Source organism: Nocardioides sp. zg-1230 (assembly GCF_013155335.1).
Lineage (GTDB): Bacteria > Actinomycetota > Actinomycetes > Propionibacteriales > Nocardioidaceae > Nocardioides.
The window spans coordinates 1,079,076-1,104,926 of record NZ_JABJQZ010000001.1; the positions used below are offsets into that span (position 1 = coordinate 1,079,076).

The 25,851-nt window shown below is 73.0% G+C and carries 27 protein-coding genes and 1 tRNA gene; 13 read left to right on the forward strand and 15 right to left on the reverse strand.

All coding sequences use genetic code 11. The features are described 5' to 3' along the window. Positions 1–75 precede the first annotated feature (75 nt). The 3 genes from HOO61_RS05270 to HOO61_RS05280 are packed head-to-tail and all read right to left on the reverse strand — an operon-like array spanning position 76 to position 2,017. Positions 76–1,044 (reverse strand): NAD(P)H-quinone oxidoreductase, encoded by a 969-nt coding sequence (locus tag HOO61_RS05270; protein WP_172257511.1) that lies wholly within the window; start codon positions 1,042–1,044, stop codon positions 76–78. 4 nt (positions 1,045–1,048) lie between these two features. Next, positions 1,049–1,372, reverse strand: coding sequence for a DUF6457 domain-containing protein (locus tag HOO61_RS05275; protein ID WP_172257512.1), 324 nt, complete (start codon positions 1,370–1,372; stop codon positions 1,049–1,051). A 57-nt stretch (positions 1,373–1,429) separates the two neighbouring features. After that, complete coding sequence (locus HOO61_RS05280) at positions 1,430–2,017, reverse strand: molybdenum cofactor guanylyltransferase (protein ID WP_172257513.1); 588 nt, start codon at positions 2,015–2,017, stop codon at positions 1,430–1,432. Between the two features lie 31 nt (positions 2,018–2,048). On the opposite strand from HOO61_RS05280, the gene HOO61_RS05285 reads away from it, so the two are divergent. The 5 genes from HOO61_RS05285 (at position 2,049) to HOO61_RS05305 (ending at position 5,894) form a co-directional block, all read left to right on the forward strand. Beyond that, positions 2,049–2,822, forward strand: a complete 774-nt coding sequence (locus tag HOO61_RS05285; protein ID WP_172257514.1) for a carbon-nitrogen hydrolase family protein — start codon at positions 2,049–2,051, stop codon at positions 2,820–2,822. Positions 2,823–3,034: 212 nt separating this feature from the next. Then, the gene (locus HOO61_RS05290; RefSeq protein ID WP_172257515.1) at positions 3,035–4,093 is read left to right on the forward strand and encodes a hypothetical protein; all 1,059 of its coding nucleotides are present in this window, start codon (positions 3,035–3,037) and stop codon (positions 4,091–4,093) included. Positions 4,094–4,141: 48 nt separating this feature from the next. Beyond that, a complete protein-coding gene (locus HOO61_RS05295) occupies positions 4,142–4,369 on the forward strand; it encodes a biotin/lipoyl-binding carrier protein (RefSeq protein ID WP_172257516.1) in 228 nt (75 codons plus the stop codon). 51 nt (positions 4,370–4,420) lie between these two features. Beyond that, the gene (locus HOO61_RS05300) at positions 4,421–5,431 is read left to right on the forward strand and encodes an aldo/keto reductase family protein (protein WP_172257517.1); all 1,011 of its coding nucleotides are present in this window, start codon (positions 4,421–4,423) and stop codon (positions 5,429–5,431) included. Between the two features lie 130 nt (positions 5,432–5,561). Then, positions 5,562–5,894: a helix-turn-helix transcriptional regulator gene (locus tag HOO61_RS05305; RefSeq protein ID WP_172258166.1), complete on the forward strand. Its 333-nt coding sequence runs from the start codon at positions 5,562–5,564 to the stop codon at positions 5,892–5,894. A gap of 10 nt (positions 5,895–5,904) precedes the next feature. On the opposite strand, the gene HOO61_RS05310 is transcribed toward HOO61_RS05305, so the two are convergent. Next, positions 5,905–6,531, reverse strand: coding sequence for a vitamin K epoxide reductase family protein (locus tag HOO61_RS05310; RefSeq protein ID WP_172257518.1), 627 nt, complete (start codon positions 6,529–6,531; stop codon positions 5,905–5,907). Positions 6,532–6,660: 129 nt separating this feature from the next. Here HOO61_RS05310 and HOO61_RS05315 point away from each other — a divergent pair, with 129 nt between their 5' ends. The 3 genes from HOO61_RS05315 to HOO61_RS05325 all read left to right on the forward strand — a co-directional run bounded on the left by HOO61_RS05315 (position 6,661) and on the right by HOO61_RS05325 (position 9,800). Further along, the gene (locus tag HOO61_RS05315; protein ID WP_172257520.1) at positions 6,661–7,560 is read left to right on the forward strand and encodes a cation diffusion facilitator family transporter; all 900 of its coding nucleotides are present in this window, start codon (positions 6,661–6,663) and stop codon (positions 7,558–7,560) included. Positions 7,561–7,631: 71 nt separating this feature from the next. Then, positions 7,632–8,261 (forward strand): hypothetical protein, encoded by a 630-nt coding sequence (locus HOO61_RS05320; protein WP_172257522.1) that lies wholly within the window; start codon positions 7,632–7,634, stop codon positions 8,259–8,261. Positions 8,262–8,306: 45 nt separating this feature from the next. Continuing rightward, positions 8,307–9,800: a fused MFS/spermidine synthase gene (locus tag HOO61_RS05325; protein ID WP_172257524.1), complete on the forward strand. Its 1,494-nt coding sequence runs from the start codon at positions 8,307–8,309 to the stop codon at positions 9,798–9,800. A 6-nt stretch (positions 9,801–9,806) separates the two neighbouring features. On the opposite strand, the gene HOO61_RS05330 is transcribed toward HOO61_RS05325, so the two are convergent. The 7 genes from HOO61_RS05330 to HOO61_RS05360 all read right to left on the reverse strand — a co-directional run bounded on the left by HOO61_RS05330 (position 9,807) and on the right by HOO61_RS05360 (position 15,953). Next, a complete protein-coding gene (locus HOO61_RS05330) occupies positions 9,807–10,577 on the reverse strand; it encodes an HAD-IIA family hydrolase (RefSeq protein ID WP_172258167.1) in 771 nt (256 codons plus the stop codon). Positions 10,578–10,647: 70 nt separating this feature from the next. Next, entirely contained in the window at positions 10,648–13,179 is a 2,532-nt protein-coding gene (locus HOO61_RS05335; protein WP_172257526.1) for an MMPL family transporter, read from the reverse strand. Positions 13,180–13,242: 63 nt separating this feature from the next. Continuing rightward, on the reverse strand, positions 13,243–13,902 hold the full coding sequence (locus tag HOO61_RS05340) for a TetR/AcrR family transcriptional regulator (RefSeq protein ID WP_216658551.1): 660 nt from the start codon (positions 13,900–13,902) through the stop codon (positions 13,243–13,245). Positions 13,903–14,156: 254 nt separating this feature from the next. Beyond that, the gene (locus tag HOO61_RS05345; RefSeq protein WP_172257530.1) at positions 14,157–14,537 is read right to left on the reverse strand and encodes a response regulator; all 381 of its coding nucleotides are present in this window, start codon (positions 14,535–14,537) and stop codon (positions 14,157–14,159) included. Positions 14,538–14,592: 55 nt separating this feature from the next. Beyond that, positions 14,593–15,267, reverse strand: coding sequence for a PAS and ANTAR domain-containing protein (locus HOO61_RS05350; RefSeq protein ID WP_172257532.1), 675 nt, complete (start codon positions 15,265–15,267; stop codon positions 14,593–14,595). Between the two features lie 52 nt (positions 15,268–15,319). Continuing rightward, positions 15,320–15,787, reverse strand: coding sequence for a YbaK/EbsC family protein (locus tag HOO61_RS05355; RefSeq protein WP_172257534.1), 468 nt, complete (start codon positions 15,785–15,787; stop codon positions 15,320–15,322). 76 nt (positions 15,788–15,863) lie between these two features. Further along, positions 15,864–15,953 (reverse strand) — tRNA-Ser (locus HOO61_RS05360). 158 nt (positions 15,954–16,111) lie between these two features. Here HOO61_RS05360 and HOO61_RS05365 point away from each other — a divergent pair. From HOO61_RS05365 to HOO61_RS05375, 3 genes are read left to right on the forward strand one after another with little or no spacing between them, the layout of a single operon-like run. Then, the gene (locus HOO61_RS05365) at positions 16,112–18,043 is read left to right on the forward strand and encodes a lysophospholipid acyltransferase (protein ID WP_172257536.1); all 1,932 of its coding nucleotides are present in this window, start codon (positions 16,112–16,114) and stop codon (positions 18,041–18,043) included. After that, positions 18,040–19,473, forward strand: a complete 1,434-nt coding sequence (locus HOO61_RS05370) for an HAD-IB family hydrolase (RefSeq protein ID WP_172257538.1) — start codon at positions 18,040–18,042, stop codon at positions 19,471–19,473. The genes HOO61_RS05365 and HOO61_RS05370 overlap by 4 nt, the downstream gene beginning before the upstream one ends. Continuing rightward, complete coding sequence (locus HOO61_RS05375) at positions 19,470–20,891, forward strand: wax ester/triacylglycerol synthase domain-containing protein (protein ID WP_172257540.1); 1,422 nt, start codon at positions 19,470–19,472, stop codon at positions 20,889–20,891. Before HOO61_RS05370 ends, HOO61_RS05375 begins: the two co-directional genes overlap by 4 nt. On the opposite strand, the gene HOO61_RS05380 is transcribed toward HOO61_RS05375, so the two are convergent. The 3 genes from HOO61_RS05380 to HOO61_RS05390 all read right to left on the reverse strand — a co-directional run bounded on the left by HOO61_RS05380 (position 20,870) and on the right by HOO61_RS05390 (position 22,400). Next, a complete protein-coding gene (locus HOO61_RS05380) occupies positions 20,870–21,334 on the reverse strand; it encodes a GNAT family N-acetyltransferase (RefSeq protein WP_172257542.1) in 465 nt (154 codons plus the stop codon). The two genes, HOO61_RS05375 and HOO61_RS05380, sit on opposite strands and share 22 nt — an antisense overlap. A gap of 83 nt (positions 21,335–21,417) precedes the next feature. Continuing rightward, positions 21,418–21,918 (reverse strand): tRNA adenosine(34) deaminase TadA, encoded by a 501-nt coding sequence (gene tadA, locus HOO61_RS05385; RefSeq protein ID WP_172257544.1) that lies wholly within the window; start codon positions 21,916–21,918, stop codon positions 21,418–21,420. Further along, positions 21,915–22,400: a tRNA adenosine deaminase-associated protein gene (locus HOO61_RS05390; protein ID WP_172257546.1), complete on the reverse strand. Its 486-nt coding sequence runs from the start codon at positions 22,398–22,400 to the stop codon at positions 21,915–21,917. Before HOO61_RS05390 ends, tadA begins: the two co-directional genes overlap by 4 nt. Before the next feature lie 98 nt (positions 22,401–22,498). On the opposite strand from HOO61_RS05390, the gene upp reads away from it, so the two are divergent. Further along, positions 22,499–23,140, forward strand: a complete 642-nt coding sequence (upp, locus tag HOO61_RS05395) for a uracil phosphoribosyltransferase (protein ID WP_172257548.1) — start codon at positions 22,499–22,501, stop codon at positions 23,138–23,140. Between the two features lie 51 nt (positions 23,141–23,191). Here upp and HOO61_RS05400 read toward each other — a convergent pair whose 3' ends face one another. After that, complete coding sequence (locus tag HOO61_RS05400; RefSeq protein WP_172257550.1) at positions 23,192–24,103, reverse strand: hypothetical protein; 912 nt, start codon at positions 24,101–24,103, stop codon at positions 23,192–23,194. Positions 24,104–24,322: 219 nt separating this feature from the next. Between HOO61_RS05400 and HOO61_RS05405 the strand changes: the two genes are divergently transcribed. After that, entirely contained in the window at positions 24,323–25,849 is a 1,527-nt protein-coding gene (locus tag HOO61_RS05405; protein WP_172257552.1) for a Re/Si-specific NAD(P)(+) transhydrogenase subunit alpha, read from the forward strand. The last annotated feature ends 2 nt before the right edge of the window (positions 25,850–25,851 follow it).

The window sequence follows — 25,851 nt, forward strand, 5'->3', positions numbered from 1 at the left end:
GGGCGGTGCTCCACCGACATTCCTCGGCCGGCGAATGTGGGTGGACCACCGCTCAGGGACTGGCGAGCGCGCGGGTCAGAGGGTGAGGACGATCTTCCCGGCGCGCCCGCCGTCGTCCATCAGCTGGTGGGCGCGCGCGACGTCGTCGAGCGGCAGCGTGGTCTCGACGATCGGGCGGACCCGGCCGGCCGCGACGAGGGGCCAGACGTTCTCCACGACCTCGCAGCAGATCTTGGCCTTCTCGACGAGCGGGCGGGAGCGCAGCGAGGTCGCGGTCACCGAGGCCCGCTTGCGGAGCAGGGCGTTGATGTCGAGCTCGGCCTTCGAGCCGCCCTGCATGCCGATGATCACGAGGCGGCCGCCGGTGGCGAGGGCGGAGACGTTGCGGGCGAGGTACTTGGCGCCCATGTTGTCGAGGATGACGTCGGCGCCCCCGGCCTCGGTGAGCACTTCGACGAAGTCCTCGTCGCGATAGCTGATCGCGCGGGTCGCGCCGAGCGAGCGGCACAGCTCGAGCGTCTCCGGGGAGCCGGCGGTGGTGTAGACCTCCGCGCCGCGGGCCGCGGCCAGCTGGATGGCCATCGTGCCGATGCCGCCACCGCCGCCGTGGACGAGGAACCGCTCGCCCTTGTCGAGGTGGGCGGTCATGAAGACGTTGGACCACACGGTCGCGGCGACCTCCGGCAGGCAGGCCGCCTCCACGAGGGAGACGCCGGACGGGACCGGCATGACCTGACCGACCGGCACGGCAACGCGCTCGGCGTACCCGCCGCCGGCGAGCAGCGCGCAGACCTCGTCGCCGACCTTCCAGCCCTCGACCCCCTCGCCGAGCTCGGCGATCCGGCCGCTGCACTCGAGGCCGAGGACCTCCGAGGCCCCCGGCGGCGGCGGGTAGAAGCCCTGCCGCTGGAGGGTGTCGGCCCGGTTGACCGCCGTGGCGGCGACGTCGAGGAGCACCTCGCCGGCACCCGGGCGCGGGTCGTCGACCTCGCCGACGAACAGGACGTCGGGGCCACCGGCCCCGCTGCTGACGGCAGCACGCACGCGATCAGTCCTCGTAGAGGTCGCTGGAGTGGTCCACCGAGGAGTCGTCGGGGACCTCGTCGTCGACGTCGTCGGGATCCGGCGCGTCCGCGGGGCGGTCCCAGCTCTCGGCGAGCTGCTGCGCGCGGGCGGCGAGGCGCTCGACCTGCTCCGGGTTCGCGTCGCTCGCGCCCGCCGCGAAGCCGAGCAGGTAGGCGGTGATGGGTGCGGCGGTCTTCTGCACGTTCTGCGCGGCCACGCGGGCCAGGTCGAGGACCAGGCCCTCGTCGACCTCGGTCTCGACGTCGAGCACGTCGGCGAGCTCGTCGATCCAGTCGTGGAGGTTCACGAGCCCAATGTCTCGCACCCCACCCGGGTGCGGCAAGGGAGACACCTCAGCCTGGGCTCAGCCGCGCAGGTCGCGCAGGTCGGCCCACGAGTCGACGTCGACGGCCTCCTCGCCGGTCGCCGCCACCTCCGCCAGGTCGAGGGGCGCCAGCAGGCGGTGCAGCGCCATCCCGTGCTGCCCCTCCCGGTCGGGTCGTACGACGTCCAGCCGGGCCGCGTCGAGCACCCCGGCCAGCTGCCGTCGACCGTCGCCGCCGACCAGGAACGCCCCGTCCCGGCCGGCCGCCCCCTCGCGCAGGCGCCGCATCGTCGACGCGGTCACGCGCGGCATGTCGACCGCGAGCACGCCGACGAGGCGCGGTCGCCGCAGCAGCGCGTCGAGCCCGGTGAGCAGCCCGGCGACGGGACCGCCGCGGGGCGGGTCCTCGACGACGAAGGTCACCGGCCGCGCGGTCCGCACGGTGTCCGGGCCGACGACCACGACCTCGTCGGCGTCGACGAGCGCGTCGACGGCGTACTCCAGCAGGGACCGGCCGGCCAGCTCGACCGACGCCTTGTCGGCGCCGTCCATGCGCGCGGCCGTGCCACCCGCCAGCACCACGCCGGCGAACCCGCCCCTCGCGGGCGCCGGGCGGTGAGGGTTCATCCCGTCATCCTCGCAGTCCTACGCTGGGGCCATGTCCGACCGGCCCGACCAGCTGCGCGTGCGCGTCCACCAGTGGGCGAGCGGGCTCGACCCCGACGCCAACCGCGCCCGCCTCGCCGACGTGGAGCCGGGTGCCGACCTGGTCGTCCTCCCGGAGGCCTTCGCCCGTGACTTCGGGCAGGCCGGGTCCGACGTCAGCGCCTTCGCCGAGCCGGTCGACGGGCCGTTCGCCCGCGAGGTCGCCCGCGTCGCCGACGCGACGTCGGCAACCGTGGTGGCCGGGATGTTCGAGGTCGCGGACGACCCCGACCGTCCGTTCAACACCCTCGTCGTCAGCGGCCCCAGCCCGGCGACGTACCGCAAGATCCACCTCTACGACTCCTTCGGCTACCGCGAGTCCGACCGCCTCACCGGTGGCGCTCCCGAGCCGGTGGTCGTCGAGGTCGCGGGCTGGCAGGTCGGGCTGATGACCTGCTACGACCTGCGCTTCCCCGAGCTCGCGCGGCGCCTGGTCGACGCCGGGGCCGAGGTCCTCGTGGTGCCGGCGGCGTGGCTGCCCGGCGACCGCAAGGTCGCGCACTGGCGCACCCTCCTGGCCGCGCGGGCCATCGAGAACACCTGCTTCGTCGTCGGCGCCGGACAGCCCGAGCCGCGCTACGTCGGTCACTCCGCCGTGATCGGCCCGCTGGGCGACGTCCTCGCCGAGGCGGACGGGCGGGAGCAGGTCCTCGACGCCGTCCTCGACCGCGCGGACCTCGCCGAGGCCCGCCGCACCAATCCGTCGCTCGCCAACCGGCGGCTGTAACCTCCTCGGTCGTGCCTTCCCCCTCCTCCGACAGCCCCCGCGGGTCCTCCCGCGGCAAGCGGGCTGCCGAGCGGCCGCCGTCGCGGCTGCGGCGGGCCCGGAAGGCTGAGCCCGCGAGCGTGGCGGCTCCTCCGCCAGCGGCACCTCCGCCGCCTGCGGTCACGTCGGCACCCGCCGAGCCGGCGCCGGCCCCGCCCCCCGCTCCTGCCCCCGTGGCGGCCCCGGGGGCGACCGCTCCGGCACCCACGGAGGCGACCTTCCCCGACGGTCCGCGGCGCTCGCTGCTGGTCTTCTGGTTCGGCGTGCTGCTCCTCGGGACCGCTGCCCTCGGCTGGTCGGCGGTGAGCGGCGCGCTGAGCGACGTCACGGCCGTGGGCGACGCCGGCGCGGCGCCCGAGTGGCTCGACGGGGTCGGCGCGGTCGCGGTGGTCACCTCGCTGTCGTGGCTGCTGGCCACCCGGACCGCTGGGCGCGCGCTCGTGTCCGCGGGACTCGCGCTGGTCCTTGGCGTCGCCAGCCTGCTGGTTGGCGGCCGCGTGCTGCCCACCGGCGCCGCGGTGATGACCTGCGTGGTCGGCAGCGTGTACGCCGTGATGGTGACCGTCCCGGCCGTCACCGGCCTGAAGGCGGTCCGCGAGGCGCTCATCGCGGCCCTCGTCGCGGCGGTCGCCGCCTTCGCGGCCGTCGGCTTCGAGCCCACCGTCGCGACCGAGCGGTTCGAGATCGTCGCCCTGCTCCTTGCCCTGGTCCTCGTCCTGGCGATCGTCTACCGCCTCGGTGCCGGCCTGCACGGCCTCGGCCGGCGCGGGATGATCGTCGTCGCCATCGGTCTCGGCGTCCTGTTCGCGACCTTGGCGTACGCCGAGCTGCTGCGGCGCTACGGCGCCCAGAGCTTCGTGTCCTCCGTCCTCGACTTCGCCGACTGGACCTCGGCCCGCATCGGCGCGTTCCCGCGGCCGCTGGTGGTGCTGCTCGGCATCCCGGCGCTGGTCTGGGGCACCCACGTCCGCGCCCGCCGGCGTCAGGGCTGGTGGTTCTGCGCCTTCGGCGTCGCCGCCACCGTGCCGCTCGCGACGGGCCTGGTCTCGCCGGACACCGCCTACCTCGAGGCCGGCCTGCGGGCGGCGTACTCCCTCGTCCTCGGCCTCCTCCTCGGCTGGCTGGTGATCCGTGCCGACCTCGCCCTCACGGGGCCGAAGGGCCGCGGCGGTCGCCGTGCCGAGGAGGCCGGTCCGCACCGTCCGGAGCCGCGCCGCTTCGCCGAGCTCTGAGCCCGCTCGATCCGCGCGTACGCCCGGGTAACCGCTAGCGTCGGGGCCATGGTCCGCCCCACCTCCCTCGAGATCGTCTCCGAGCTGGTCGCCAACGTCCTCACCATCGAGGTCGCCGAGGGCGACCGCGTCGAGGCCGGCGACACCGTCGTGCTGCTGGAGTCGATGAAGATGGAGATCCCGATGCTCGCCGAGCGCGGCGGCACCGTCACCGCGATCAAGGTGACCGAGGGCGACGTCGTGCAGGACGGTGACGTCCTCGTCGTCCTCGACTGAGCTCCCCCTTCCGGGCGGGGCTGCGCCCGACGCCTCGCTAGTGTCGGAGAAATGGAATTCCGATACCTCGGCAACAGCGGACTCAAGATCTCCGAGATCACCTACGGCAACTGGCTCACCCACGGCTCCCAGGTCGAGAACGACGTCGCCACGAAGTGCGTGCGCGCCGCGCTCGACGAGGGCATCTCGACCTTCGACACCGCGGACGTCTACGCCAACACCGCGGCGGAGACCGTCCTCGGAGAGGCGCTGAAGGGCGAGCGCCGCGAGTCGCTCGAGATCTTCACGAAGGTCTACTGGCCGACCGGCCCCAAGGGCAAGAACGACACCGGCCTCTCGCGCAAGCACATCATGGAGTCGATCAACGGCTCGCTGCAGCGCCTGCAGACCGACTACGTCGACCTCTACCAGGCCCACCGCTACGACGTGGAGACCCCGCTCGAGGAGACGATGCAGGCCTTCGCCGACATCGTCCGGCAGGGCAAGGCGCTCTACATCGGCGTCAGCGAGTGGACCGCCGACCAGATCCGCGCCGGCGTCGAGCTGTCGAAGGAGCTCGGCTTCCAGCTGATCTCCAGCCAGCCGCAGTACTCCATGCTCTGGCGCGTCATCGAGGACGAGGTCGTCCCGACGTCGAAGGAGCTCGGCGTCTCGCAGATCGTGTGGAGCCCGATCGCGCAGGGCGTGCTCACCGGCAAGTACAAGCCCGGCGCCGAGCCGCCGGCCGGCTCCCGCGCGACCGACACCAAGGGCGGCGCCGACATGATCTCGCGCTTCATGCGCGACGAGGTGCTCACCGCGGTGCAGGACCTCGAGCCGATCGCCAAGGACTGCGGGCTGACCATGGCCCAGCTCGCCATCGCCTGGGTGCTGCAGAACGACAACGTCGCCGCCGCCCTCGTCGGTGCCTCCCGCCCCGAGCAGGTCGCCGACAACGTCAAGGCCGCCGGCGTGAAGCTCGACGCGGACGTCATGTCCCGCATCGACGACGCTCTGGGCTCCGTCGTCGTACGCGACCCGGGCAAGACCGCCGAGGGGACGCCGAAGACCCGCGTCGTCTGAGCCCCGGTCCCGGCTGTCCAGGGACGATCTGGTGGCGTATCGGGTCACCCGCCCACCATTTCGTCCCTGGATACCGGGCGACCGGCCCCGCCGCCGTGCGCGCCGGATGGCCTAGCATCGACGCGTGGCGATGAGATCGGAGCCGACCGGGCTGGCGGCCGAGGCGGCGCTGTTCCACGCCCTCTCCGACCCGTCGCGGCTGCTGATCGTGCGCCACCTGTCCCTCGGCGAGCACCGGGTGGTCGACCTGACCGCGCACCTCGGTCTGGCCCAGAGCACCGTCTCGAAGCACCTCGCCTGCCTCAAGGACTGCGGCCTGGTCACCTCACGACCGGAGGGCCGGGCGTCGCTGTGGTCGCTGACCAACGACGCCGAGCTCGCCGAGGTCCTCGCGACCGCGGGACGCCTGCTCGCGCTGACCGGGATCGGGTCCGAGCACCACTACGAGGAGCGGCACGCCTGAGGCAGCAGCCTCACAGGAGTGAGGACCAGTAGGACCAGAAGCGCTCGAGGATGAGCAGCACGACCACCAGGAAGGTGCCGAAGACCAGCGGCCCACGCCAGTCGCGCAGGACCTCTGCGAGCCGCCCGTCCGGGTCGTTGCCGAAGGCGCCTGCCGCGGCGTTGCGCGCAGTGACGTACCAGAACAGCGGGATCACCACCGCCCACACGACCATGCAGTAGGGGCAGAGCGCGCCGATCCGGTAGAGGCTCTGGAACACCAGCCAGCACACGAGCGCGAAGGCGGCCGTGACGCCGGCCTGCAGGCCGAGCCAGTACCACCGTGCCAGCCGACCACCGGCCAGCAGGGCCGCGCCCGTCGCAACGACCACCGGGAAGGCGGCGACGCCGATGATCGGGTTGGGGAAGCCCAGCAGGGCCGCCTGGGCGGACTCCATCACGTTGCCGCAGCTGAGGACCGGGTTGATGCTGCACGTCGGCACGTAGTCGCTGTCCTCGGCGAGGCGGATGCGCTCGATGAGCAGGACCGCTGACGCAACGAGACCGATGAGGCCGCCGACGAGCAGCCCGATCGCGAGCGGCCGCTCCTGCGTCTCGTCGACGACGTCTTGCTCGACGACGGTGGCGGTGGTGCTCATGGGGCCGGTCTCCTCCGGGCGGGGGCAGTCGACCCCATCCTCCGGCATCGAGCAACCGCGTCGGGTGTCGGGTTTGACCCGGCATCGCCGGACAGCGATGATGAGGACCGACGACGATGGAGGTGTGCGATGGGGGCAGGACACGGGCACGGGCACGCGGGTGCCCGGCACCGGTGGCGGCTCGCCGTGGCCTTCGGCCTCGTCGCGGCCTTCTTCGGCGTCGAGCTCGTCGTGGGCCTGGTGTCGGGCTCGCTGGCGCTGCTCTCCGATGCGGGCCACATGGCCGCCGACGTCGTGGCCCTGGGGGCTGCGCTCGTCGCGACCACGATCGCCACCCGCCGCGACGACTCCGGCCGGCGCACCTACGGCTCCTACCGGGCCGAGGTGTTCGCCTCGGGCCTGACGGTCCTGATCATGCTGGGGGTCTCGGCCTACGTCGTCGTCGAGGCCGTGCGCCGGATGGGCGAGGACGTCGAGGTCGCTTCGGGTCCGCTGCTGGTGGTCGGTGCGATCGGGCTGGTCGTCAACCTGGCGTGCCTGGTCCTGCTGCGCGGGGGCGCCTCGGAGTCGATCAACGTCAGGGGCGCCTACCTCGAGGTGATGGCTGACGCGGCCGGCAGCGTCGGCGTGCTCGTGGCCGGTGTGCTCGTGCGGATGACGGGTGACGGATGGTGGGACACCGTGGTCGCGCTGGCGATCGGCGTCCTGGTCGCCGTACGAGCGCTGGTGCTGGGTCGTGAGGTGCTGGCGGTGCTCGGCCAGCACGCGCCGCACGACGTCGACCTCGAGGCGGTGGTCCGTGACCTCGAGGCCGTCCCCGGTGTCGCCGAGCTCCACGACCTGCACGCCTGGACCCTGACGTCGGGGATGAACGTCGCGACCGCGCACCTCGTCCTGCGGGTGGGCGCGGACGCCCAGGTCGTGCTCGCCGCGGCCGGCGCGGCGTTGCGCGAGGGTCACGGCATCGAGCACGCGACGCTGCAGGTGGAGACACTGCCCGCGCAGGAGTGCCACGCGGCCACCTGGTGAGCGCGCCGCGCGGTGCTGACACACTGGGTCCGGACGCCCGACCTTCGTGGCGCTCGACGATGGGGGACCGGGTGACCGAGGCGGCAACGACCACGATCGAGCACCCGTTGACCCCGACGCTGGCGAAGACGGCCAACGTCCTCGCCAAGGGGGCCCTGCTGCTGCTACTGCTCTTCGCGGTCCTGCACCCCGACCAGGCCAACCTGCGTGACAAGGCCGCCGGCATGCGGGCCATCGGCTACCCGCTGATGTCCTTCACCGTGCCGGTCCTGTGGTGGGCACTGTGGCGCGACCGCATCTCCTTCCCCTGGCTGCCCGACCTGCTGATCACCATCACCTGCTTCACCGACATCCTCGGCAACCGGATGGACCTCTACGACACGGTCGTGTGGTTCGACGACTGGATGCACTTCATGAACACCGGCCTGCTCGCCGCGGCGTTCATCCTCCTCACCCTGCACCGCGACGTGGGGATCTGGCGTGTCCTCGAGCGCGGCCTCGCCTTCGGGGCGAGCGCTGCGATCGCGTGGGAGGTCGCGGAGTACTTCGCCTTCATCAGCCGCTCGACCGAGCGCGAGTTCGCCTACGCCGACACGCTGGGCGACCTGTCCCTGGGCACCGCCGGCGCAGTCCTGGCGGCGGTCGTGATCCATCGCGCGTGGCGGCGCGGGCACCTGCTCGACCCGCGCCCGCTCACCTGAGACGCACCCATTCGCGGCGTGGACCGGGCTGACAGGATCGGGCCCATGCCCTCCGAGCGCTCCCCGCGGCACGACCTGTCCGCGTGGGCCGCCGCGGCACTGGTGTTCGGCTCCTCGGCGGCCGTGCTGGTGGTCGAGCTGGTGGCGCTACGGCTGCTCGCGCCGCACTACGGTCTGACGCTCGAGACCAACACCCTCGTGATCGGGCTCGCGCTCACCGCCATCGCCGCGGGCACGTGGGCGGGCGGGTGGACCGCCGATCGCGTCGCCCCGCGACCCCTGCTGGGACCGCTGCTCGGGATCTCCGGGGCAGCCGTCGCACTGACGCCGACGGTGGTCCGCGGGGCGGCGGCCTCGGGCGACGCCGGGCTGCTCCTCCTCGCGGCCACGCTGTCGATCCTGGTCCCGGGCATCCTGCTCTCGGCCGTCAGCCCGGTCGTCATCAAGCTCCGGCTCACCAACCTCGCCGAGACCGGCACGGTGGTGGGCCACCTCTCCGGCCTCGGCACCGTGGGGGCCATCGTCGGGACCGTCGTCACCGGCTTCGTGCTCGTCTCGCGGGTGCCGGTCAGCGGCATCCTGGTCGGCCTCGGCATCGTGCTCCTGGCCACCTCCGTCGTGGTGCAGGTGGCCGGACGTCGCGGTCGCAGCGACGCCGTTCTGGGCGTGGTCGTGGCGCTGGCCGGGGTGGGAGCAGCAGCGGCGCCGAGCGGCTGCGACGTCGAGACGACCTACCACTGCCTCGCCGTCAGCGCGGACCCCGGCCGGCCCGACGGGCGGGTGCTGGTGCTCGACGGGCTGCGCCACTCCTACGTCGACCTGGCCGACCCCACCCACCTCGACTTCGCGTACGTCCGCGCGATGGCGTCGCTGGTCGACGCCGCCTTCCCGCCCGACGAGCCGCTGGCGGCGTACCACCTCGGCGCGGGCGGGCTGACCCTGCCGCGCTGGCTCGAGGCCACCCGGCCCGGCACGACGAGCCGGGTCTCCGAGATCGACGCCGGTGTCGTGGAGGCCGACCTCGAGCTGCTGGGCGGCGAGCTGCCCGCCGGCGTCGAGGTCGCCGTCGAGGACGGTCGCCTGGCCATCGACGACCTCGAGCCCGCGAGCCTCGACCTCGTCGTTGGCGACGCGTTCGGCGGGGTCAGCGTGCCGTGGCACCTCGCCACCCGCGAGACACTGGAGGGTCTCGAGGCGGGCCTGGGCGAGGGCGGCGTCTACGTGGCCAACGTCATCGACCACGGTCCGCTCGACTTCGCCCGTGCCTACGTGCGCACGAGCAGCGAGGTCTTCGACGAGATCGCGCTGCTGGCCGCCCCCGACGTGCTCGCGGGCGAGGACGGCGGCAACCTCGTGCTCGTCGCCTCCCGCGAGCCGGTCGACCTCGACGCCGTCGCGGCCGGGTTCGAGGAGCGCGATCTGGCCTGGGGGTCGCTGGCCGGTGCCGACCTGGCCGCGTGGGCGGACGGCGCCCCGCTCCTCACCGACGACTTCGCGCCCGTCGACCAGCTGCTGACGCCGTACGGCCCGGCCCGCTGACCCGGGCTACGTGTCCTCGGGCAGGCGCCTCTCGGCGACGTAGGGCACCACGTCGGCGATCGAGTCGACGACCAGCGTCGGCCGGTAGGGGAAGTCCTGCACCTGGTGGCGTTCGGTGGCGCCGGTGGCCACGAGGACGGTCCGCATGCCCGCCTCCAGGCCGCTGATGATGTCGGTGTCCATCCGGTCGCCGATCATCACCGTGGTCTCGGAGTGGGCGTCGATGCGGTTGAGCGCACTGCGCATCATCAGCGGGTTGGGCTTGCCGATGAAGTAGGGCTGGCGTCCGGTCGCGGTGCTGATCAGCGCCGCCACTGACCCCGTGGCCGGGAGCATGCCCTGCGCGCTGGGGCCGCTCGGGTCGGGGTTGGTCGCGATGAACCGCGCGCCGTCGTTGATCAGCCGGATCGCGCGCGTGATCGCCTCGAACGAGTAGGTGCGCGTCTCGCCGAGCACGACGTAGTCGGGGTCCTGGTCGGTCATGACGTAGCCGATGTCGTGGACCGCCGCGGTCAGCCCGGTCTCGCCCACGACGTACGCCGACCCGCCGGGGCGCTGGTCGTCGAGGAACTGCGCGGTCGCGAGCGCCGACGTCCAGATCGACTCCTCCGGCACGTCGATGCCGCTGCTGCGCAGCAGCCGCACCCGCAGGTCGCGCGGGGTGAAGATCGAGTTGTTGGTGAGGACCAGGAACGGGACCTCCTGCTCGCGCAGCGCGGCGATGAACTCCTTGGCCCCGGGGATCGGGTCCTCCTCACGGACCAGGACGCCGTCCATGTCGGTGAGCCAGGTGTGGACGGCGCGGGGTTCGGTCACGGGACCATCATGGTGCACCGCCACGTCCGCGTCACCGCGCGGCGTGGGCGCCGCTCGGCTCGTGCTCAGCCGCCTCCGCGTCGACCGGCTGGCCGTGCACGGGGTGGCTGCGCTCGAGCTTGGCGCCCTCGACGTCGACGTCGGGCAGGATCCGGTCGAGCCACCGCGGCAGCCACCACGCCGACTCGCCGAGCAGGTGCATCGCGGCCGGGATCAGTAGCATCCGTACGACGAACGCGTCGAGCAGGACGCCGAAGGCCAGGCCGAAGCCGATCGGCTTGATGGTCGCGTCGTGGCTGAAGATGAATCCCGCGAACACCGAGATCATGATGATCGCGGCGGCCGTGACGACCGAGCGTCCGGCGTGCAGCCCGTGCTGCACGGCGACCCGCGCCGGCGCCCCGTGGGCGTAGGACTCCCGCATCCCGGACACCAGGAACAGCTGGTAGTCCATCGCCAGGCCGAAGAGGATGCCGGTCGCGATGATCGGCAGGAAGCTCAGCACGGGACCGGGCGCGTGCACACCGAACAGGTCGGACAGGAAGCCGATCTGGAAGATCGCGGTGATGCCGCCGAACGCGGCCAGTAGCGACAGCACGAAGCCGAGGGTGGCGGTGACCGGCACGAGGATCGAGCGGAACACCAGCACCAGGATCACCAGCGACAGCCCGACGACCAGGACCAGATAGGTCGGCAGCACGTCGGCGAGCTTGTCGGAGATGTCGATTCCGGCGCTCGCGTTGCCGGCGACGCCGAGGGTGGCCTCGCCTCCGTCGAGCGTCTCCGGGGTGAGCGTGCGAAGGTTCTGCACCAGCTCCGCGGTCGACTCGCTCGACGGCGACCCCTTCGGGATCACCTGGAAGGCCAGCGCCGAGCGGTCCGTCGACGCGCCGATCGGCACGACTGCCTCGACGTTCCAGACCCGGCCGAGCTGCTCGCCGACCCTGGCCTCCTCGGCGACGACGTCGTCCTCGGCGATCGCCCCGGGCAGGTCGGCGACGACCAGGAGCGGGCCGTTGGACCCGTCCCCGAACTTCTCCGCCTGGACGTCGTACGCCTTGAACGCGGCGGACTCCGGCGGCTGGGTCGAGCCGTCGGGGAGGCCGAGCCGCATCTGGGTCGCGGGCGCGGCCACCACGAGCAGGGCGACGACGCCCAGCCCGAGGACGGTCCACGCGCGGGTGGTGCTCATCGGCCGGTCGCGGTCGGTGATCGCCTCGTCGTGCGTGCGCTCACCCGCGGCGAGGCGCGCCCGCTCGCGGCGGCGCAGGATGCGTGCGCCGACGAGCGACAGGATCGCGGGCGTGAGGGTGACGGCCATCAGGATCGCGACCAGCACGGCGACGGCGCCGACGGTGCCCATGAGGCCGAGGAACCCGACGCCGGTGACGTTGAGGGCCAGCAGCGCCACCATCACGGTGACGCCGGCGAAGACGACCGCGTTCCCGGAGGTGCCGTTGGCCAGGCCGATCGACTCGTGGAGCTCGGCGCCCTGCTTCAGCTGGCGGCGGTGGCGGTTGATGATGAAGAGCGAGTAGTCGATGCCGACCGCGAGGCCCAGCATCACGCCGAGGACCGGGGTCACCGAGACGAAGTCCACGACCCCGGAGAACGACAACGAGGCGAGCGACGCGACCCCGACACCGAGCAGCGCGGTGACCAGCGGCAGGGCGGCGCCGATGACGGTCCCGAGCATGACGAAGAGGACGATTGCGGCGATGACGACGCCGGCGATCTCGCCCGGGCCGAGGATGGACGGGACGGTCTGCGCGATGTCCTGCGAGGGGTAGAGCTCCACCCCGTCGATGCCGGCGTCGGCGACGAGGTCCTCGATCTCCGTCTTCACCTCCGTGGTCACCTCGTTGGTCGAGACGTCGAAGGTGACGTTGGCGACCGCGGCGCTGCCGTCCTCCGACACGGTGCGGAACGCGGACGAGAGCTCGGACAGGGTGGCGCCCTGCTCCAGCTGCGGGGCCTGCTCGTCGACCCTGGCCCGCTGCCGGTCGATCTCGGCCTGGCCCTCGTCGAGCTGCCGCTCGGCATCCCGGAGCTGGGGGCGGATCGCGCCGAGCGTGCCGTCCTCCTGGGCCTGGGCACGCTGCTGGTCGAGCAGCTGTCGGCCGGCGTCGATCTGCGCCTGGCCGGCGCTGAGCTGGGCCAGGCCGTCGTTGAGCTGCTCGCGGCCGTCGGCCACCCGCTCCGCCGACGAGTCCAGCTGCTCCTGCGTGGCGAACGGGTCGGACACCTCGGCGACGGAGTCCACCTCCTCGAGCCGGTCGAGCAGCGCGACCAGCTCGCGCTGCTGCGCGGCGCTGAACTCGGTGCCGTCGGTGGTCTGGGCGACGATCGAGCCGTTGCCGCCGCCTGCGCCCTCGAAGTCGCGCTCGAGCTGCTGGGAGACCCGGGTCGTGGGGGTGTCGGGCAGCGTGATGTTCGACGAGAGCGCCCCGGCGAAGGACACGTACGTCACCGCCGTGACGGCCAGGACCATCAGCCAGGCGCCGATGACGGCCCAGTGGCGGCGGGCCGCGAAGCGACCGATGCGGTAGAGGAGCTCAGCCATGGGGTGGCGGGCCTTTCGGTGGTGTGCAGGAGGGGGGAGGTCGGGGTGGGTCAGCCGGGCGGGTCAGCCGGTGACGCCGACGCGGATGCGGTGGAGCAGGCGGTCGAGCAGGTCGTCCCAGTCCGCACGGGCCGCGGGCGGCACGTCCGGCGCCAGGTCGGGGTGATCGGCCAGCCACAGGTCGGCGATCGTGGTGATGCCGGCGAAGAGCAGCGCGAGGCTGAGCTCGAGGTCGACGGGGTCGAGCGCGGGTGCACGGCGCTGCATCTGGGCGCGCAGTCGGCCGCCGACGTGGTCGAAGGCGGCCCGCGCGATGCCCTGCGCCCGCTCGTCGTGCACGGCGGGCGAGCCGAGGACGCGGTGGATCGTGGCAATCGCGGTGGGCAGGTCCACGCCGCGGGTGGCCTCGGCCACCGCGTCGAGCGCGGAGCGGCACCCGGCGTCGTCGGCGTTGAGCCCGGTCGTACGCCGTTCGATGTCGGCGAGCAGGTCGGTGGTCACCTCGGCGAGGATCTGCTCGCACACCGCCACCAGCAGCTGGTCGAGGCCGGCGACGTGGTTGAAGACGGTACGCCGCGACACCCCCGCTCGCGCCGCGACCTGCTCGACGGTGAACCCGTCGGCCCCGTGCTCGGTGGCCAGCGCCCGGGCCGCGTCGAGGATGGCGCGACGACGCTCCTCGCGCAGCGCGCTGCGGCCGTCGGTGGGCGGGGTCGTCGTCACCCGGCCATTGTTGCACTCAGTGCAAATAGAGGCGGTGGGTGGACAGACAAACGGCACGGCCCCTGCGAGGGCCGTGCCGCAGTCGCGTTGGTGGTGCGTGGACCCACCGCCACTGGGGGGACCGGACGCCGGCGGGAGGACGACGTCCGGGGACGGTGGACGAGCCCGACGGAACGCGACCGTCTGGCCCTACCGCTGGTGGGACGGGCGACCGGGCGTCCCATGACGCGGTCCGGCGAAAGAAATTCCGGGTGTCAGCCGGCCTCGGCGACGGTGGGTGGCCGGACCGAGCCGCGGACCCGCTCCACGAGCTCCACGAGGGTGAACGGCTTGCCCAGCACGTCGTCGGCGCCGGCGCCCAGGCTGGCGGCCACGTGGTCGGGCCCGGCGTGGCCGGACGTCACCAGGACGGCACCGAGGAACCCGTCGGCCCGCAGGGACGCCGTGGCCTCCAGGCCGTCCATGTCGGGCAGGCCGCGGTCCATCACGACGACGTCGACGTGACGGCCACCGATGCCGGCGCGGGCCCCGCTCCCGCTGTCGACAGTGAGGACGTCGAAGCCGGCCCGGCCGAGCGCGAGTGCCATCGCCTGCGCGAGGTCGGGCTCGTCCTCGACGAGCAGCACGGTGGGCACGCGCTCACGGTACAACCGAAGTACACACCACATCCACAGAACGGTGAAGGTGCTGTCACTCGGCCTTCGCGCTGTCGTTCGCGACGGCTTGCGGCACGTCGGAGTACAGCCGCTCGAGCATCACGTGGGCCGACACCGGACCGACCTTGGTCGGCGTGCGGTCGCCGGCCACCGCGTCGACCAGCACCCGCGCGATGTCGCGCACCTTGCGGTTGGTGTCGGCAGAGAAGGCGCGCAGCAGCGCCCACGCGGTGTCGGTGTCGACGCTGTAGAGCTGCATCAGCACGCCCTTGGCCTGCTCGATGACGGCGCGGTGCTCCACGAAGTCCACGACGGCCGTGTCGACCTCGGTGTGCACGGCGTCCTGGCGCACGTCGGTGATGTCGACGAGGTGCCCGTGCACGACCGGCGTGCCGTCCTCGTCCTCCAGGTGTCCGGCTGCCAGCACCACGCGGAGGTCGTTCCTCGCGGTGCGGATGCGATGCAGGAACGAGAAGGGTTCGCAACGTTCCAGCAACGCCTCGCGCGACTCCCACGCGGCCGGGACGTCCTCGGGATGGACGTGCCGCATCACCAGCTCGGTCGTGGGGACGACGGCGCCGGGCTCGAACCCGTGGATCATGAACATCGTGTCCGACCACCACCACTCGTCGGTCTCGGGGCGGTAGGTGTACCGACCGACCAGGGCAGCGGCGGAGGCCATGAAGCGGTCTGCCCGTGCGCGTTCCATGCTCGGATTCTGCCGACCCCGGTTCTCGCGGTTCAAGGGCCGATGTACCCCCTCAGGCCGGGTCGGTGACGTCCGCGACCAGCGCGTCGAAGTGGGTGACGACGTCGTCCCCGGCAACGGTCGCCGCGACCCCGTGCGCACCGGCCCCGATGGAGACCGTGCGCCCCACGATGCGCTCGTCGGCGACGACGGGCAGCGCCGTCTCCGAGCCGAACGGGGTGATGGTCCCGCGCTCGTAGCCGGTCACCTCACGGGCGGCATCGGCCGCGGGCATCGAGATCCGGTTGACGCCCAGGAGCGCGCGGAGCTTGGGCCACGAGATCTCGCGGTCGCCGGGCACGAGCACGAAGAGGTGGTCGCCCTCGCCCCGGCGCACGACCATCGTCTTCACGATCGCGGACGGCTCCACGCCGCGCACGGCTGCCGCCTCGGCGAGCGAGCCCACCCGTCCGTGCCGGGTGACCTCGTGCGCGATGCCCGACGCCGCCAGGGCCCGGAGCGCGGGGTTCTGCTCGTCCACGCCACGAGCGTACGACGACCGCGCGGGGCCCCGGGACGACGATCGGGCCGGTCCGTGGAGGACCGGCCCGATCGGCTGGCGGTGACGGAGGGATTTGAACCCTCGGTGGACTTGCGCCCACAAACGCTTTCGAGGCGTTCTCCTTAGGCCGCTCGGACACGTCACCGCGCCGAACGTTACTAGAGGGCACGCGCGAGCAAGAAACCGGCGACGGTCCACCGGTCACGGGCCAGTCACGGGCGAGCCATGGCCAGCGGCGACGTACGACGGTAACTTTCGGCGCACGCCTGTGCGCACGCCGCGCGTGAGCGGGAAGGAGGCACCGTGGCCGTCGTCCGTCGTGCGCGGGACCTCGCCCGCGCCGCCCTGCCCCGGAGCGTGGGGGAGCGGCTGCCCGCTGCGCCGCCGCGCGAGGTCACCGAGCTGCTGCACGACAAGCGCTTCCAGCGCGCGGTCGCCGCCGCGGCCGAGGAGCAGGGCCGCGACGAGGAGCAGGTCTGGAACGAGGTCAAGGGCTACCTCCACGAGATGGCCGCGGCGCACGACGACCGCACCGCCCAGGGCTGGGCGCGGATGGGCGACTGGTTCCTGAGGGCGTACGACGTCCTGGTGGACGAGGACGACATGCAGGAGCTGCGGCGCCTCGACCGCGCCCACAGCCTGGCGCTGGCGTTCAGCCACCGGTCCTACCTCGACGGGATGGTGATCCCCAACGCCCTGTCGTCGCGGCGCTTCTCCCCGACCTACACCTTCGGCGGCGCCAACCTCAACCTGCCGGTGATCGGCACGGTCGCCAGCCGCACGGGCCTCATCTTCATCCGCAGGTCGACGCAGGAGATTCCGGTCTACCGCCTCGCGCTGCGGTCCTACATCCGGCAGATGGTGACCAACAAGCGCAACCTGGCGTGGTCGATCGAGGGCGGCCGCACCCGCACCGGCAAGCTGCGCCCGCCGGTCCACGGCATCCTCAAGTACCTCACCGACGCGGTCGAGGACCAGGACGCGGGCGAGCCGCTCGACCAGGAGGCCCCCGACGTGCAGGTGGTCCCGCTGTCGGTGGTCTACGACCAGCTCCACGAGGTCTCGCTGATGACCGAGGAGGCGCGCGGCGCCAGCAAGACGCCGGAGGACTGGCGCTGGCTGGTGCGGTTCGCGCGGCTGCAGCGAAACCGGCTGGGTCGGGCCTACCTCACCGTCGGCGAGCCGTTCTCGCTGCGCGAGCGGATGGCCGAGCTCGCCGCCGAGGGCGTGACCGGCCACCAGGCGGTCGAGCGGGTCGCGCTCGACATCTCCCACCGCCTCAACCGCGCCACCCCGGTCACGACGACGGCGATCGTCTCGCTCGCCCTGCTGGGGGCCGACCGCGCGCTCACCGTCGACGAGGTCCTCGACACCGTCGAGCCGCTCGCCGCCTACATCGACGCGCGCCACTGGCCGGTCGCCGGGGCCGCCGACCTGCGGGACCGCTCGACCATCCGCCGGGCGCTCGCCGAGCTGACCCGCAGCGGCGTGCTGACGGCGTACGACCAGGGCACCGAGCCGGTCTGGAAGATCGGCGACGACCAGCACCTGGTCGCCGCGTTCTACCGCAACACCGTGATCCACATCCTCGTCGAGCGCGCCATCGGTGAGCTCGCCCTGCTGACCGTCAGCGAGCTCGAGCCCGGTGCGGAGCTGCCGCCGGGCGGCGAGCTCCAGGTGGGCTGGGAGGAGGCGAAGCGGATGCGCGACCTGCTGAAGTTCGAGTTCTTCTTCCCCTCCCGCGCCGGCTTCGAGGACGACCTGCGCACCGAGCTGCGGCTGCTGGTCGGCGAGGGCGTCACCGAGATGACGCCGGCCAAGGCCCGCGAGCTCCTCGTCGGAGCGCGCCCCCACCTCGCCCACCTCGTGCTCAGGCCGTTCCTCGACGCCTACCTCGTCCTCGCCGACCGGCTCGCTGACCACGGAGACGGACCGGTCGACGAGGCCGACCTGCTCGCCGACTCCCTGGCCGTCGGGCAGCAGTGGGCGCTGCAGCGCCGGGTCGCCAGCGAGGAGTCCATCTCGCTCGAGCTGTTCCGCACGGCCCTGGCGCTGGCGCGGCACAAGGGCCTGCTCGAGGGGGGCGAAGGCGTGGGGTCTGCGCGCGAGGCGTTCGCCGCCGAGCTGCGCGACTCCGTGCGCCGGGTCAACATCATCGGCGAGATCGCCGGCGAGCCGGTGCAGGTCGTCCCGCCGCCGGTCCCGCAGCAGTCGGCGAAGCGGGCGGACGCGTGAGCGGGCTGTCCACCGCGGTCACCGAGGCGATCGAGGCCATCGAGGCAGGACCGCAGGGGCCCACGGTGGGCGCGTTCTTCGACCTCGACGGCACCCTCGTCGCGGGCTACACGGCCGCCACCTTCTACGGCGACCGGCTCAAGGGCCGCGACGTCTCGCCGGCGGAGTTCCTGCGCACCGTCGTGACCGCCGTGGACGGCGAGCTCGGCGGCGACCCGACCCGCATCGCCCACGTCGCGTTCTCCGCCATGCGCGGCGAGTCCGAGGAGGCCTTCGCCGACCTCGGCGAGCGGCTGTTCCGGTCCAAGATCGCCGGCACCATCCGGCGTGAGTCCCGCGCCCTCGTGATGGCGCACCAGCGCGCCGGCCACACGGTCGCGGTGGCCTCGGCGGCCACGAAGTACCAGATCGCGCCCGTCGCCCGTGACCTCGGCGTCGAGCACCTCGTGTGCACCCAGCTCGTCGTCGAGGATGGACAGTTCACGGGTGCCACCGACGGTCCGATGCTGTGGGGACGCCACAAGGCCAGCGGGGTGCGCGCCTTCGCCCGCGAGCACGCCCTCGACCTCGCCCGGTCCTACGCCTACGGCAACGGCTACGAGGACGTCGCCTTCCTGTCCTCCGTCGGCCACCCCACGGCCCTCAACCCGCACCGCGACCTGCGCGCCGCCGCGGCGCGCCTGGGCTGGCCCGTCCTCGACCTCAGCGACCCCGTCGGCGGCTCGCTGCTCGCCGCGGGTCGTACGGCGGTCGCGCTCGCCGGCATGAACGCCGGAGTCGGCCTCGGCCTGGCCTACGGGATGGCGCGCGGCGACCTGAAGGAGGGGCGCAATGCCGCCATCCGCCTGGCCACGCACGTGCCGATGGCGCTGGCGGGGGTGTCGATGGACGTTCTCCACCAGGAGCGGCTCTGGACCCACCGGCCGGCGATCTTCGTGGCCAACCACCAGAGCGCGCTCGACATCCCGGTCCTCGGCCGGCTCCTCGAGCGCGACTTCACCATCGTCGCCAAGAAGGAGGCGCGCTGGGACCCGCGGGCCGTCGTCGGCTCGGTCGTCATCGACCCCGCGTGGATCGACCGCTCCGACTCCGAGTCGGCCCGGGCGACGCTCGACGGCGTCGTCGACCGCATCCGCTCCGGCACGTCACTGATGATCTTCCCCGAGGGCACCCGGTCCGCGACGCCGGTGCTGGGCCCCTTCCGCAAGGGAGCGTTCCACCTCGCCGCGCAGGCCGGGGTGCCCATCGTCCCGATCGTGCTGCGCAACACCGGCGAGCTGATGCGCCGCAGCTCGCTCGTCCTCAACCCCGGCGTCGTGGACGTGTGCGTGCTGGAGCCCGAGACCGACTGGAGCGTGGACGACATGAGCGAGCGCATCGCCGCGCTGCACACGAAGTTCGAGGAGACCTTGGCGAGGTGGCCGTCATGAGCGACGCGACCACCGACGACCTCGAGCGCTGGGGTGGCGTCGGCGCCTGGTCGGCCGCGCCTGAGCTGACGTCGATGCAGACGCTGCTGTGGCGCGCCGAGCGTCACCCGGTGCAGTCCTCGACCTCCACCGTCGTGATCGACCTCGACCGGGCGCCCGACTGGGACCGCTTCGTCGCGGCCACCGACTGGGGCGTCCGGCTCGTACGCCGTCTTCGCCAGCGCGTCGTCGAGCCGGTCGTGCCGACCGCCGCGCCGACGTGGGCCGACGACCCGACCTTCGACCTGGCCTACCACCTGCGTCGTGAGCGGGTCGCCGACCGCGAGGAGATGCTCGACCACGCCGCCCAGATCGCGTTGCGGCCGTTCGACCGCACGCGCCCGCCCTGGGAGGGCGTGCTGTTCGAGGGCATGCCGGACGGCGCGGCGTACGTCCTCAAGATCCACCACGCGCTCGCCGACCCCCTCGGCACGGTGCAGCTGCTCTCGGTGCTCCAGTCCGGCCGACGCGCGCACACCCCGCGCAAGCCGGTGGGCGACGAGGTCGTGGCGCCGTCGGAGCCCGACCCGGTCGACCTGGCCGTCACAGGCCTGCGCACCGGCGTCGCGTCACTGCCCGAGGCCGCGGCGTCGACCGTACGACGCCTCGGCGCGGCGGCAGCCCACCCGCGCGGGGTGGTGAGCTCGACGCTCCGCTACGGCGCGTCGGTGCGTCGCCTGCTCACGCAGGCCGCCCCACCGTCGCCGGAGCTGTCGCCGCGCACCGGCCGGATGTGGTCCTTCGTGACCGTCGACGCGCCGCTCGGCCCGCTGCGCGAGGTCGCGCGTCTCGGCGGTGGCACCCTCGACGACGCCGCCGTCGCGCTGGTGCTCGGAGGGTTGCGGCGCTACCACGCGCGCCGCGGCAGCACGGTCGCCGAGATCCCCGTCGGGGTGCGCGTCTCGCTCGACCGCGCCGACGACCTCGGCAACCGTTTCGCGGGCGCGCTGATCTCCGGGCCGCTCGCCATCGAGGACCCCGTCGACCGGGTCGCCGCCGTGCGGGGGGAGGTGCTGTCGCTGCACACCGAGCGCGCCCTCGAGGTGCTCGACGCCACCGCTCCCCTCCTCAACCGGATGCCGTCCTTCGTCGGGGCGGCCGCCCTGCGCACCGCCGAGGCACCCGACGCCTTCGTCCTCACGCTGCCCGGGCCACCGCGCCGCCGCTACATGGCCGGGGCCGAGGTCCAGGGGATGTACGTCCTGGGGCCGCTGCCGGGCGCCGCGCTGACCGTCTGCGTCGTGACCTGCGGCGACACCGCGTGCGTCGGCGTCAACGTCGACGCCAGCGCGGTCGCCGACCTCCGGGGGCTCGAGGAGTGCCTGGCGGAGGGGGTCGAGGAGATGGTGGCGGCGGGTCAGGCGGTAGGGCCGACGTAGTAGAGCATCCGGTAGTCGGTGCCCTCCTCGATGTTGCGGAAGCCGTGCCGCTCGTAGAAGCGGCGGGTGTCGGCGTCGACCTCGTCGACGCCGATGTGCATCTCCGGGGACCCCAGCCCGCGGGCCAGCGCCCGGCACAGGTCGAGCACCTGCGTGCCGATGCCCCGGTCGCGCAGCTGGGGCACGACGTAGAGCTCCTCGAGCTGGGAGACCGGGCCGTCGAACCAGATGGCCGGCCGGAGGCTCACCAGGGCGAAGCCGACCGCCTCGCCGTCCTCCTCGGCGAGGACCGCGAGGATCCCGGGCAGCGCCAGGATCCGGGCGAAGCGTGCGGCGAGCACGTCAGCGTCGTCGGTCTCGCTGTCGAACTCGGTGTTGAAGTCCCACAGCAGGCGCCCGAGGACCGCGGCATCCTCGACGGTCGCGCGCCGCACCTCGGTCATGGCCCCGAGGCTACGACCCTCCGGGCCGGGGTATCTAGGGACGAAATGGGTGGCCCGGGGCCCCTGAGCCACCCATTTCGTCCCTAGATACCGGGCTGGGCGGCGGGTCGAGCGGCCGGCCCCGGCGCGGCCCCGGCGCGGTGCCGGGCGAAGAAGCCGTCGAGGAGGGCGGTGGACTCGGCGGCCAGCACCCCTGCGACCACCTCGGGCCGGTGGTTGAGCCGACGGTCGCGCACGACGTCCCACAGCGAGCCCACGGCGCCCAGCTTGTCGTCGTACGCCCCGAAGACGAGGCGGTCGACCCGGGCGAGCACCACGGCGCCGGCGCACATCGTGCAGGGCTCGAGCGTGACGACGAGCGTGCAGCCGGAGAGGCGCCACTCACCGCGGGCCGCCGCAGCGGCGCGGAGGGCGACGACCTCGGCGTGGCCGGTCGGGTCGTGGTCGGCCTCCCGGGTGTTGTGCCCGGTGCCGATGACGGTGCCGGTCTCGTCGAGGACGACGGCACCGACGGGTACGTCGTCCCCGGCGAGCGCGGCCTGCGCCTCCGCGAGGGCCAGGCGCATGGGTGCTTCCCAGCTCATGCAGACGTCAGGCCGACCGCGTCGTCGAAGAGCTCGCCGAAACCGAGGCGGCGGGCGATCTCGGAGAGCATCTCGTCAGGGTAGAGCTCGACGTCGTCGAGCAGGGCGCCGAGGTCGATGGCGGGGAGACCCAGGTCGCCGAGGAGGTCGAGGTCGCCGGCCGGCACCTCGACGTCGTCGTCCTCGGGCGGTGGGAGGCCGAGGAAGTCGATCACGGACTGGGCGAGCTCCCACTCGTCGGCGGCGGTGACGTCGGAGAGCAGCACGCGGGTGCGCGGGCCGGCGACCCGCACGATCACGAAGAAGTCCTCGTCGACGGCGACCATCCCGACGGCCCCCTCGTCCCGGGCCACCTGGCGGAGGGCGTGGCTGAGGGAGTCGACGGAGTCGTACGCGGGCGAGGCGATCTCCTGCACCTGCCACGCCCCGTCCACACGGAACGCGGCCAGCGCGAAGTCGACCTCGCCGGTCTGCTCGGACATCCCCACACCTCCTCCACCAATGTCGCAGAAAGGAGGGAGGCCGCCAACCCTCTCGGGCGTCTCGATCGGCGGGCGCCCTCCCCACTAGGGTGACCCCCATGCGCCTGCACGTGGTGAACCACCCGCTCGTCTCCCACAAGCTCACCGTCCTTCGCGACGAGCACACCGACTCGCCGACGTTCCGTCGGCTGACCGACGAGCTGGTGACCCTGCTGGCCTACGAGGCGACCCGGGAGGTGCGCGTCGACCCGCGCCCGATCACCACCCCGGTGGGCCCGACCACGGGGGTCTACCTCGCCCAGCCCAAGCCGATGGTCGTCCCGATCCTGCGCGCCGGTCTCGGCATGCTCGACGGCATGATGCGGCTGCTGCCGACGGCCGAGGTCGGCTTCCTCGGCATGGTCCGCAACGAGGAGACGCTCGAGGCGTCGACGTACGCCGAACGCCTTCCCGAGGACCTGTCGGGCCGCCAGTGCTACGTGCTCGACCCGATGCTCGCCACGGGCGGCACGCTCGCCGCAGCCGTCCGCTTCCTCACCGACCGCGGCGCCGACGACATCACCGCGATCTGCCTGCTGGCCGCACCCGAGGGCGTCGACAACCTGGAGAAGGGCCTCGCCGGCCTCGACGTCCCGGTCACCGTCGTGACCGCGGCGCTCGACGAGAAGCTCAACGACAAGGGCTACATCGTCCCCGGCCTCGGCGACGCCGGCGACCGGCTCTACGGCGTCGCCCACTGACCTCACCGGGTCGAGTGCGCTCGCGGTAGTGGTCCCCGCGGTGCTGCGCACTCAACCCGCAGGGGGTACGCCGAGCGCCAGCAGGTCCTGCATCACCTCCCACGGCTCGTGCCGGAGCTCCCACGCCGAGCACTGCACGACCGTCCGCAACTCGTTGGTGAGCTGCCGGTTGCGTCGTCGGTCGAGCGTCGCCTGCTCCGGGTCGTCGTGCACGCCCCCGTCGACCTCGAGCACCAGCACCCGGCCGTCCTTGAGCCGCCACTCGGCATCGGTGTAGCGCCGACGGCCGCGGCTGTCGGTCCGTGATCGCTGGGACCTCGGCGGCTGTACGCCGTAGTCACGGCAGGCCTTGCGCAGGTCGACCTCCGCCATCGAGTGGGCGCCGTCGCCCACGTCCGACAGCAGGTCGCGCAGGTCCCGCGACCGGCGCAGCGGGGTGAGTCGGTCGAGCCAGTCGACCAGGTTCTCGGCGGTCGTGAGCCGCTGCTGCACCGTCGCGGCGACGGCCCCGAGAGCCGTTCGCAGGTGTGGCTCGTGGGCGGCGAACATCAGCACCGCGGGCTCGAGACGGCACACGGGAAGCTCGCCCACACCGACCAGCATCGTGAAGGGTCGCCGTGTGCGGAAGAAGCGGTACCCCGGGAGCGGGTCGAAGCTCATCGGGTTGCTCACCAGGATCGTGATCTCGTCGCGATCCCAACGCTTGAGGCCCCGCGCACCTGCGGCGCTGAGCGCCCCGACCATCGCGCTCGTGCCACCGTGGAGCACCCCGAGCCACAGCGCCTGCTCGGGCGATAGCGGTCCGGTCGTCGTGCTGACCACCTCGCCGGACCTGGCCGCCCAGCGCCCGACGCGTACGTGGTTGCGGACCTGCCCGCGAGACACGCCGAGCTCGCGGAGCTGGCGATGGCTCAGCAGGCCCGCCTGCACCTCGGCGAGCCCCCTCCACTGTCGATCCCCCATCGCCGCAGTCTGGGGCGATGGGGTCCCTCGCCGCTCGGCTCATCCACAGCCCGAGGTCGAGTGCGCAGCCCTTCGGTGACTACTACCGCGAGCGCACTCGACCTGCGGTGAACGTGACCCCCGTCACCTGAGACACCGGTGGGAGGGGTGGTCGGTTCGGTACGTTGTGCCCGGCCCGACCATCCAGCCGCCCGTCCCGCCACGTCCCAGGAGGCAGCAGTGCGCATCGGCATCCCCCGCGAGTCCCGGCCCGGCGAGACGCTCGTCGCCGCGACGGCGAAGACGGCCTCCCAGCTCGCCGCTCTGGGGTACGACGTCGTGGTCGAGCAGGGCGCGGGCGTGGCGGCCGACCAGCCGGATGCCGCCTTCGCCGACAAGGGCATCGCGGTCGGCACGAGCGACGACGTCTGGTCCAGCGACGTCGTGGTCAAGGTCAACGCACCCGCCGACGACGAGGTCGGCCGCCTCCGCCCGGGCGCCACGGTGATCAGCCTGATGGCTCCCGCCCGCAGCCCCGAGCTGGTCGAGCGGCTGGCCGCCGCCGGGGTCACCGGGCTCGCGATGGACGCCGTCCCGCGCATCTCTCGCGCGCAGTCGATGGACGTGCTGTCGTCGATGGCCAACGTCGCGGGCTACCGCGCGGTGATCGAGGCGGCGCACGAGTTCGGCCGGCTCTTCACCGGCCAGGTCACCGCGGCCGGCAAGGTGCCGCCCGCGCGCGTCTTCGTCGTGGGCGCCGGCGTGGCCGGCCTCGCGGCCATCGGCGCGGCGGGCTCCCTGGGCGCGATCGTGCGCGCGTTCGACGTACGCCCCGAGGTGGCCGAGCAGGTCGAGTCGATGGGCGCGCAGTTCGTCACCGTCGACATGGAGCAGGAGGTCTCCTCCGACGGCTACGCCAAGGAGATGACCGCCGAGCAGGAAGCCGCCACCGCCGCGATGTACGACGAGGAGGCGCGCGCCGCCGACATCGTCATCACCACCGCGCTCATCCCCGGCCGGCCCGCCCCGCTGCTCATCACCGCCGAGACCGTGGCGGCGATGAGGCCCGGCTCGGTGGTCGTCGACATGGCCGCGGCCAACGGCGGCAACGTCGCCGCGACCGTGAAGGACGAGCGCGTCGTCACCGCCAACGGCGTCACCGTCCTCGGATACACCGACCTCGCCGGCCGGCTGGCCGCGCAGACCAGCCAGCTCTACGGCACCAACGTCGTCAACCTCCTCACGCTGCTCACCCCCGGCAAGGACGGCGTCCTCACCCTCGACATGGACGACGTCGTCCAGCGCGGCATCACCGTGACGCGTGACGGGGCGACGATGTGGCCGCCCCCGCCGGTGCAGGTCTCCGCGGCTCCCGCCGCCGCGCCCGTCGAGCCGGAACCGGTGGTCGAGAAGGAGCCACCCGACCCGCGCCGCCGCTTGTACGCCGCCGGGCTGGCCGCCGTGGTCTTCCTCGCGCTCGCGACACTGGCCCCGCCCAGCTTCCTGCCGAGCCTGACTGTCTTCGTCCTCGCCGTGGTGATCGGCTTCTACGTCATCGGCAACGTGCACCACGCCCTGCACACCCCGCTGATGAGCGTGACCAACGCGATCAGCGGGATCATCGTGGTCGGCGCGATCCTGCAGGCACCGATCGACAACGTCGCGGTCCAGGTGATCGCCGGGGTGGCCATCCTGCTCGCCAGCATCAACGTCTTCGGTGGCTTCCTCGTCACCCGGCGGATGCTCAACATGTTCCAGAAGGGCTGAGC

Excerpts from the sequence above, each read along its gene's own strand:
- HOO61_RS05280 (WP_172257513.1), bottom strand. The coding sequence starts at position 2,017 with ATGAACCCTCACCGCCCGGCGCCCGCGAGGGGCGGGTTCGCCGGCGTG.
- HOO61_RS05285 (WP_172257514.1), top strand. The coding sequence starts at position 2,049 with ATGTCCGACCGGCCCGACCAGCTGCGCGTGCGCGTCCACCAGTGGGCG.
- HOO61_RS05295 (WP_172257516.1), top strand. The coding sequence starts at position 4,142 with ATGGTCCGCCCCACCTCCCTCGAGATCGTCTCCGAGCTGGTCGCCAAC.
- HOO61_RS05300 (WP_172257517.1), top strand. The coding sequence starts at position 4,421 with ATGGAATTCCGATACCTCGGCAACAGCGGACTCAAGATCTCCGAGATC.
- HOO61_RS05305 (WP_172258166.1), top strand. The coding sequence starts at position 5,562 with ATGAGATCGGAGCCGACCGGGCTGGCGGCCGAGGCGGCGCTGTTCCAC.
- HOO61_RS05310 (WP_172257518.1), bottom strand. The coding sequence starts at position 6,531 with ATGAGCACCACCGCCACCGTCGTCGAGCAAGACGTCGTCGACGAGACG.
- HOO61_RS05315 (WP_172257520.1), top strand. The coding sequence starts at position 6,661 with ATGGGGGCAGGACACGGGCACGGGCACGCGGGTGCCCGGCACCGGTGG.
- HOO61_RS05325 (WP_172257524.1), top strand. The coding sequence starts at position 8,307 with ATGCCCTCCGAGCGCTCCCCGCGGCACGACCTGTCCGCGTGGGCCGCC.
- HOO61_RS05330 (WP_172258167.1), bottom strand. The coding sequence starts at position 10,577 with ATGGACGGCGTCCTGGTCCGTGAGGAGGACCCGATCCCCGGGGCCAAG.
- HOO61_RS05335 (WP_172257526.1), bottom strand. The coding sequence starts at position 13,179 with ATGGCTGAGCTCCTCTACCGCATCGGTCGCTTCGCGGCCCGCCGCCAC.
- HOO61_RS05350 (WP_172257532.1), bottom strand. The coding sequence starts at position 15,267 with ATGGAACGCGCACGGGCAGACCGCTTCATGGCCTCCGCCGCTGCCCTG.
- HOO61_RS05375 (WP_172257540.1), top strand. The coding sequence starts at position 19,470 with ATGAGCGACGCGACCACCGACGACCTCGAGCGCTGGGGTGGCGTCGGC.
- HOO61_RS05380 (WP_172257542.1), bottom strand. The coding sequence starts at position 21,334 with ATGACCGAGGTGCGGCGCGCGACCGTCGAGGATGCCGCGGTCCTCGGG.
- tadA (WP_172257544.1), bottom strand. The coding sequence starts at position 21,918 with ATGAGCTGGGAAGCACCCATGCGCCTGGCCCTCGCGGAGGCGCAGGCC.
- HOO61_RS05390 (WP_172257546.1), bottom strand. The coding sequence starts at position 22,400 with ATGTCCGAGCAGACCGGCGAGGTCGACTTCGCGCTGGCCGCGTTCCGT.
- upp (WP_172257548.1), top strand. The coding sequence starts at position 22,499 with ATGCGCCTGCACGTGGTGAACCACCCGCTCGTCTCCCACAAGCTCACC.
- HOO61_RS05400 (WP_172257550.1), bottom strand. The coding sequence starts at position 24,103 with ATGGGGGATCGACAGTGGAGGGGGCTCGCCGAGGTGCAGGCGGGCCTG.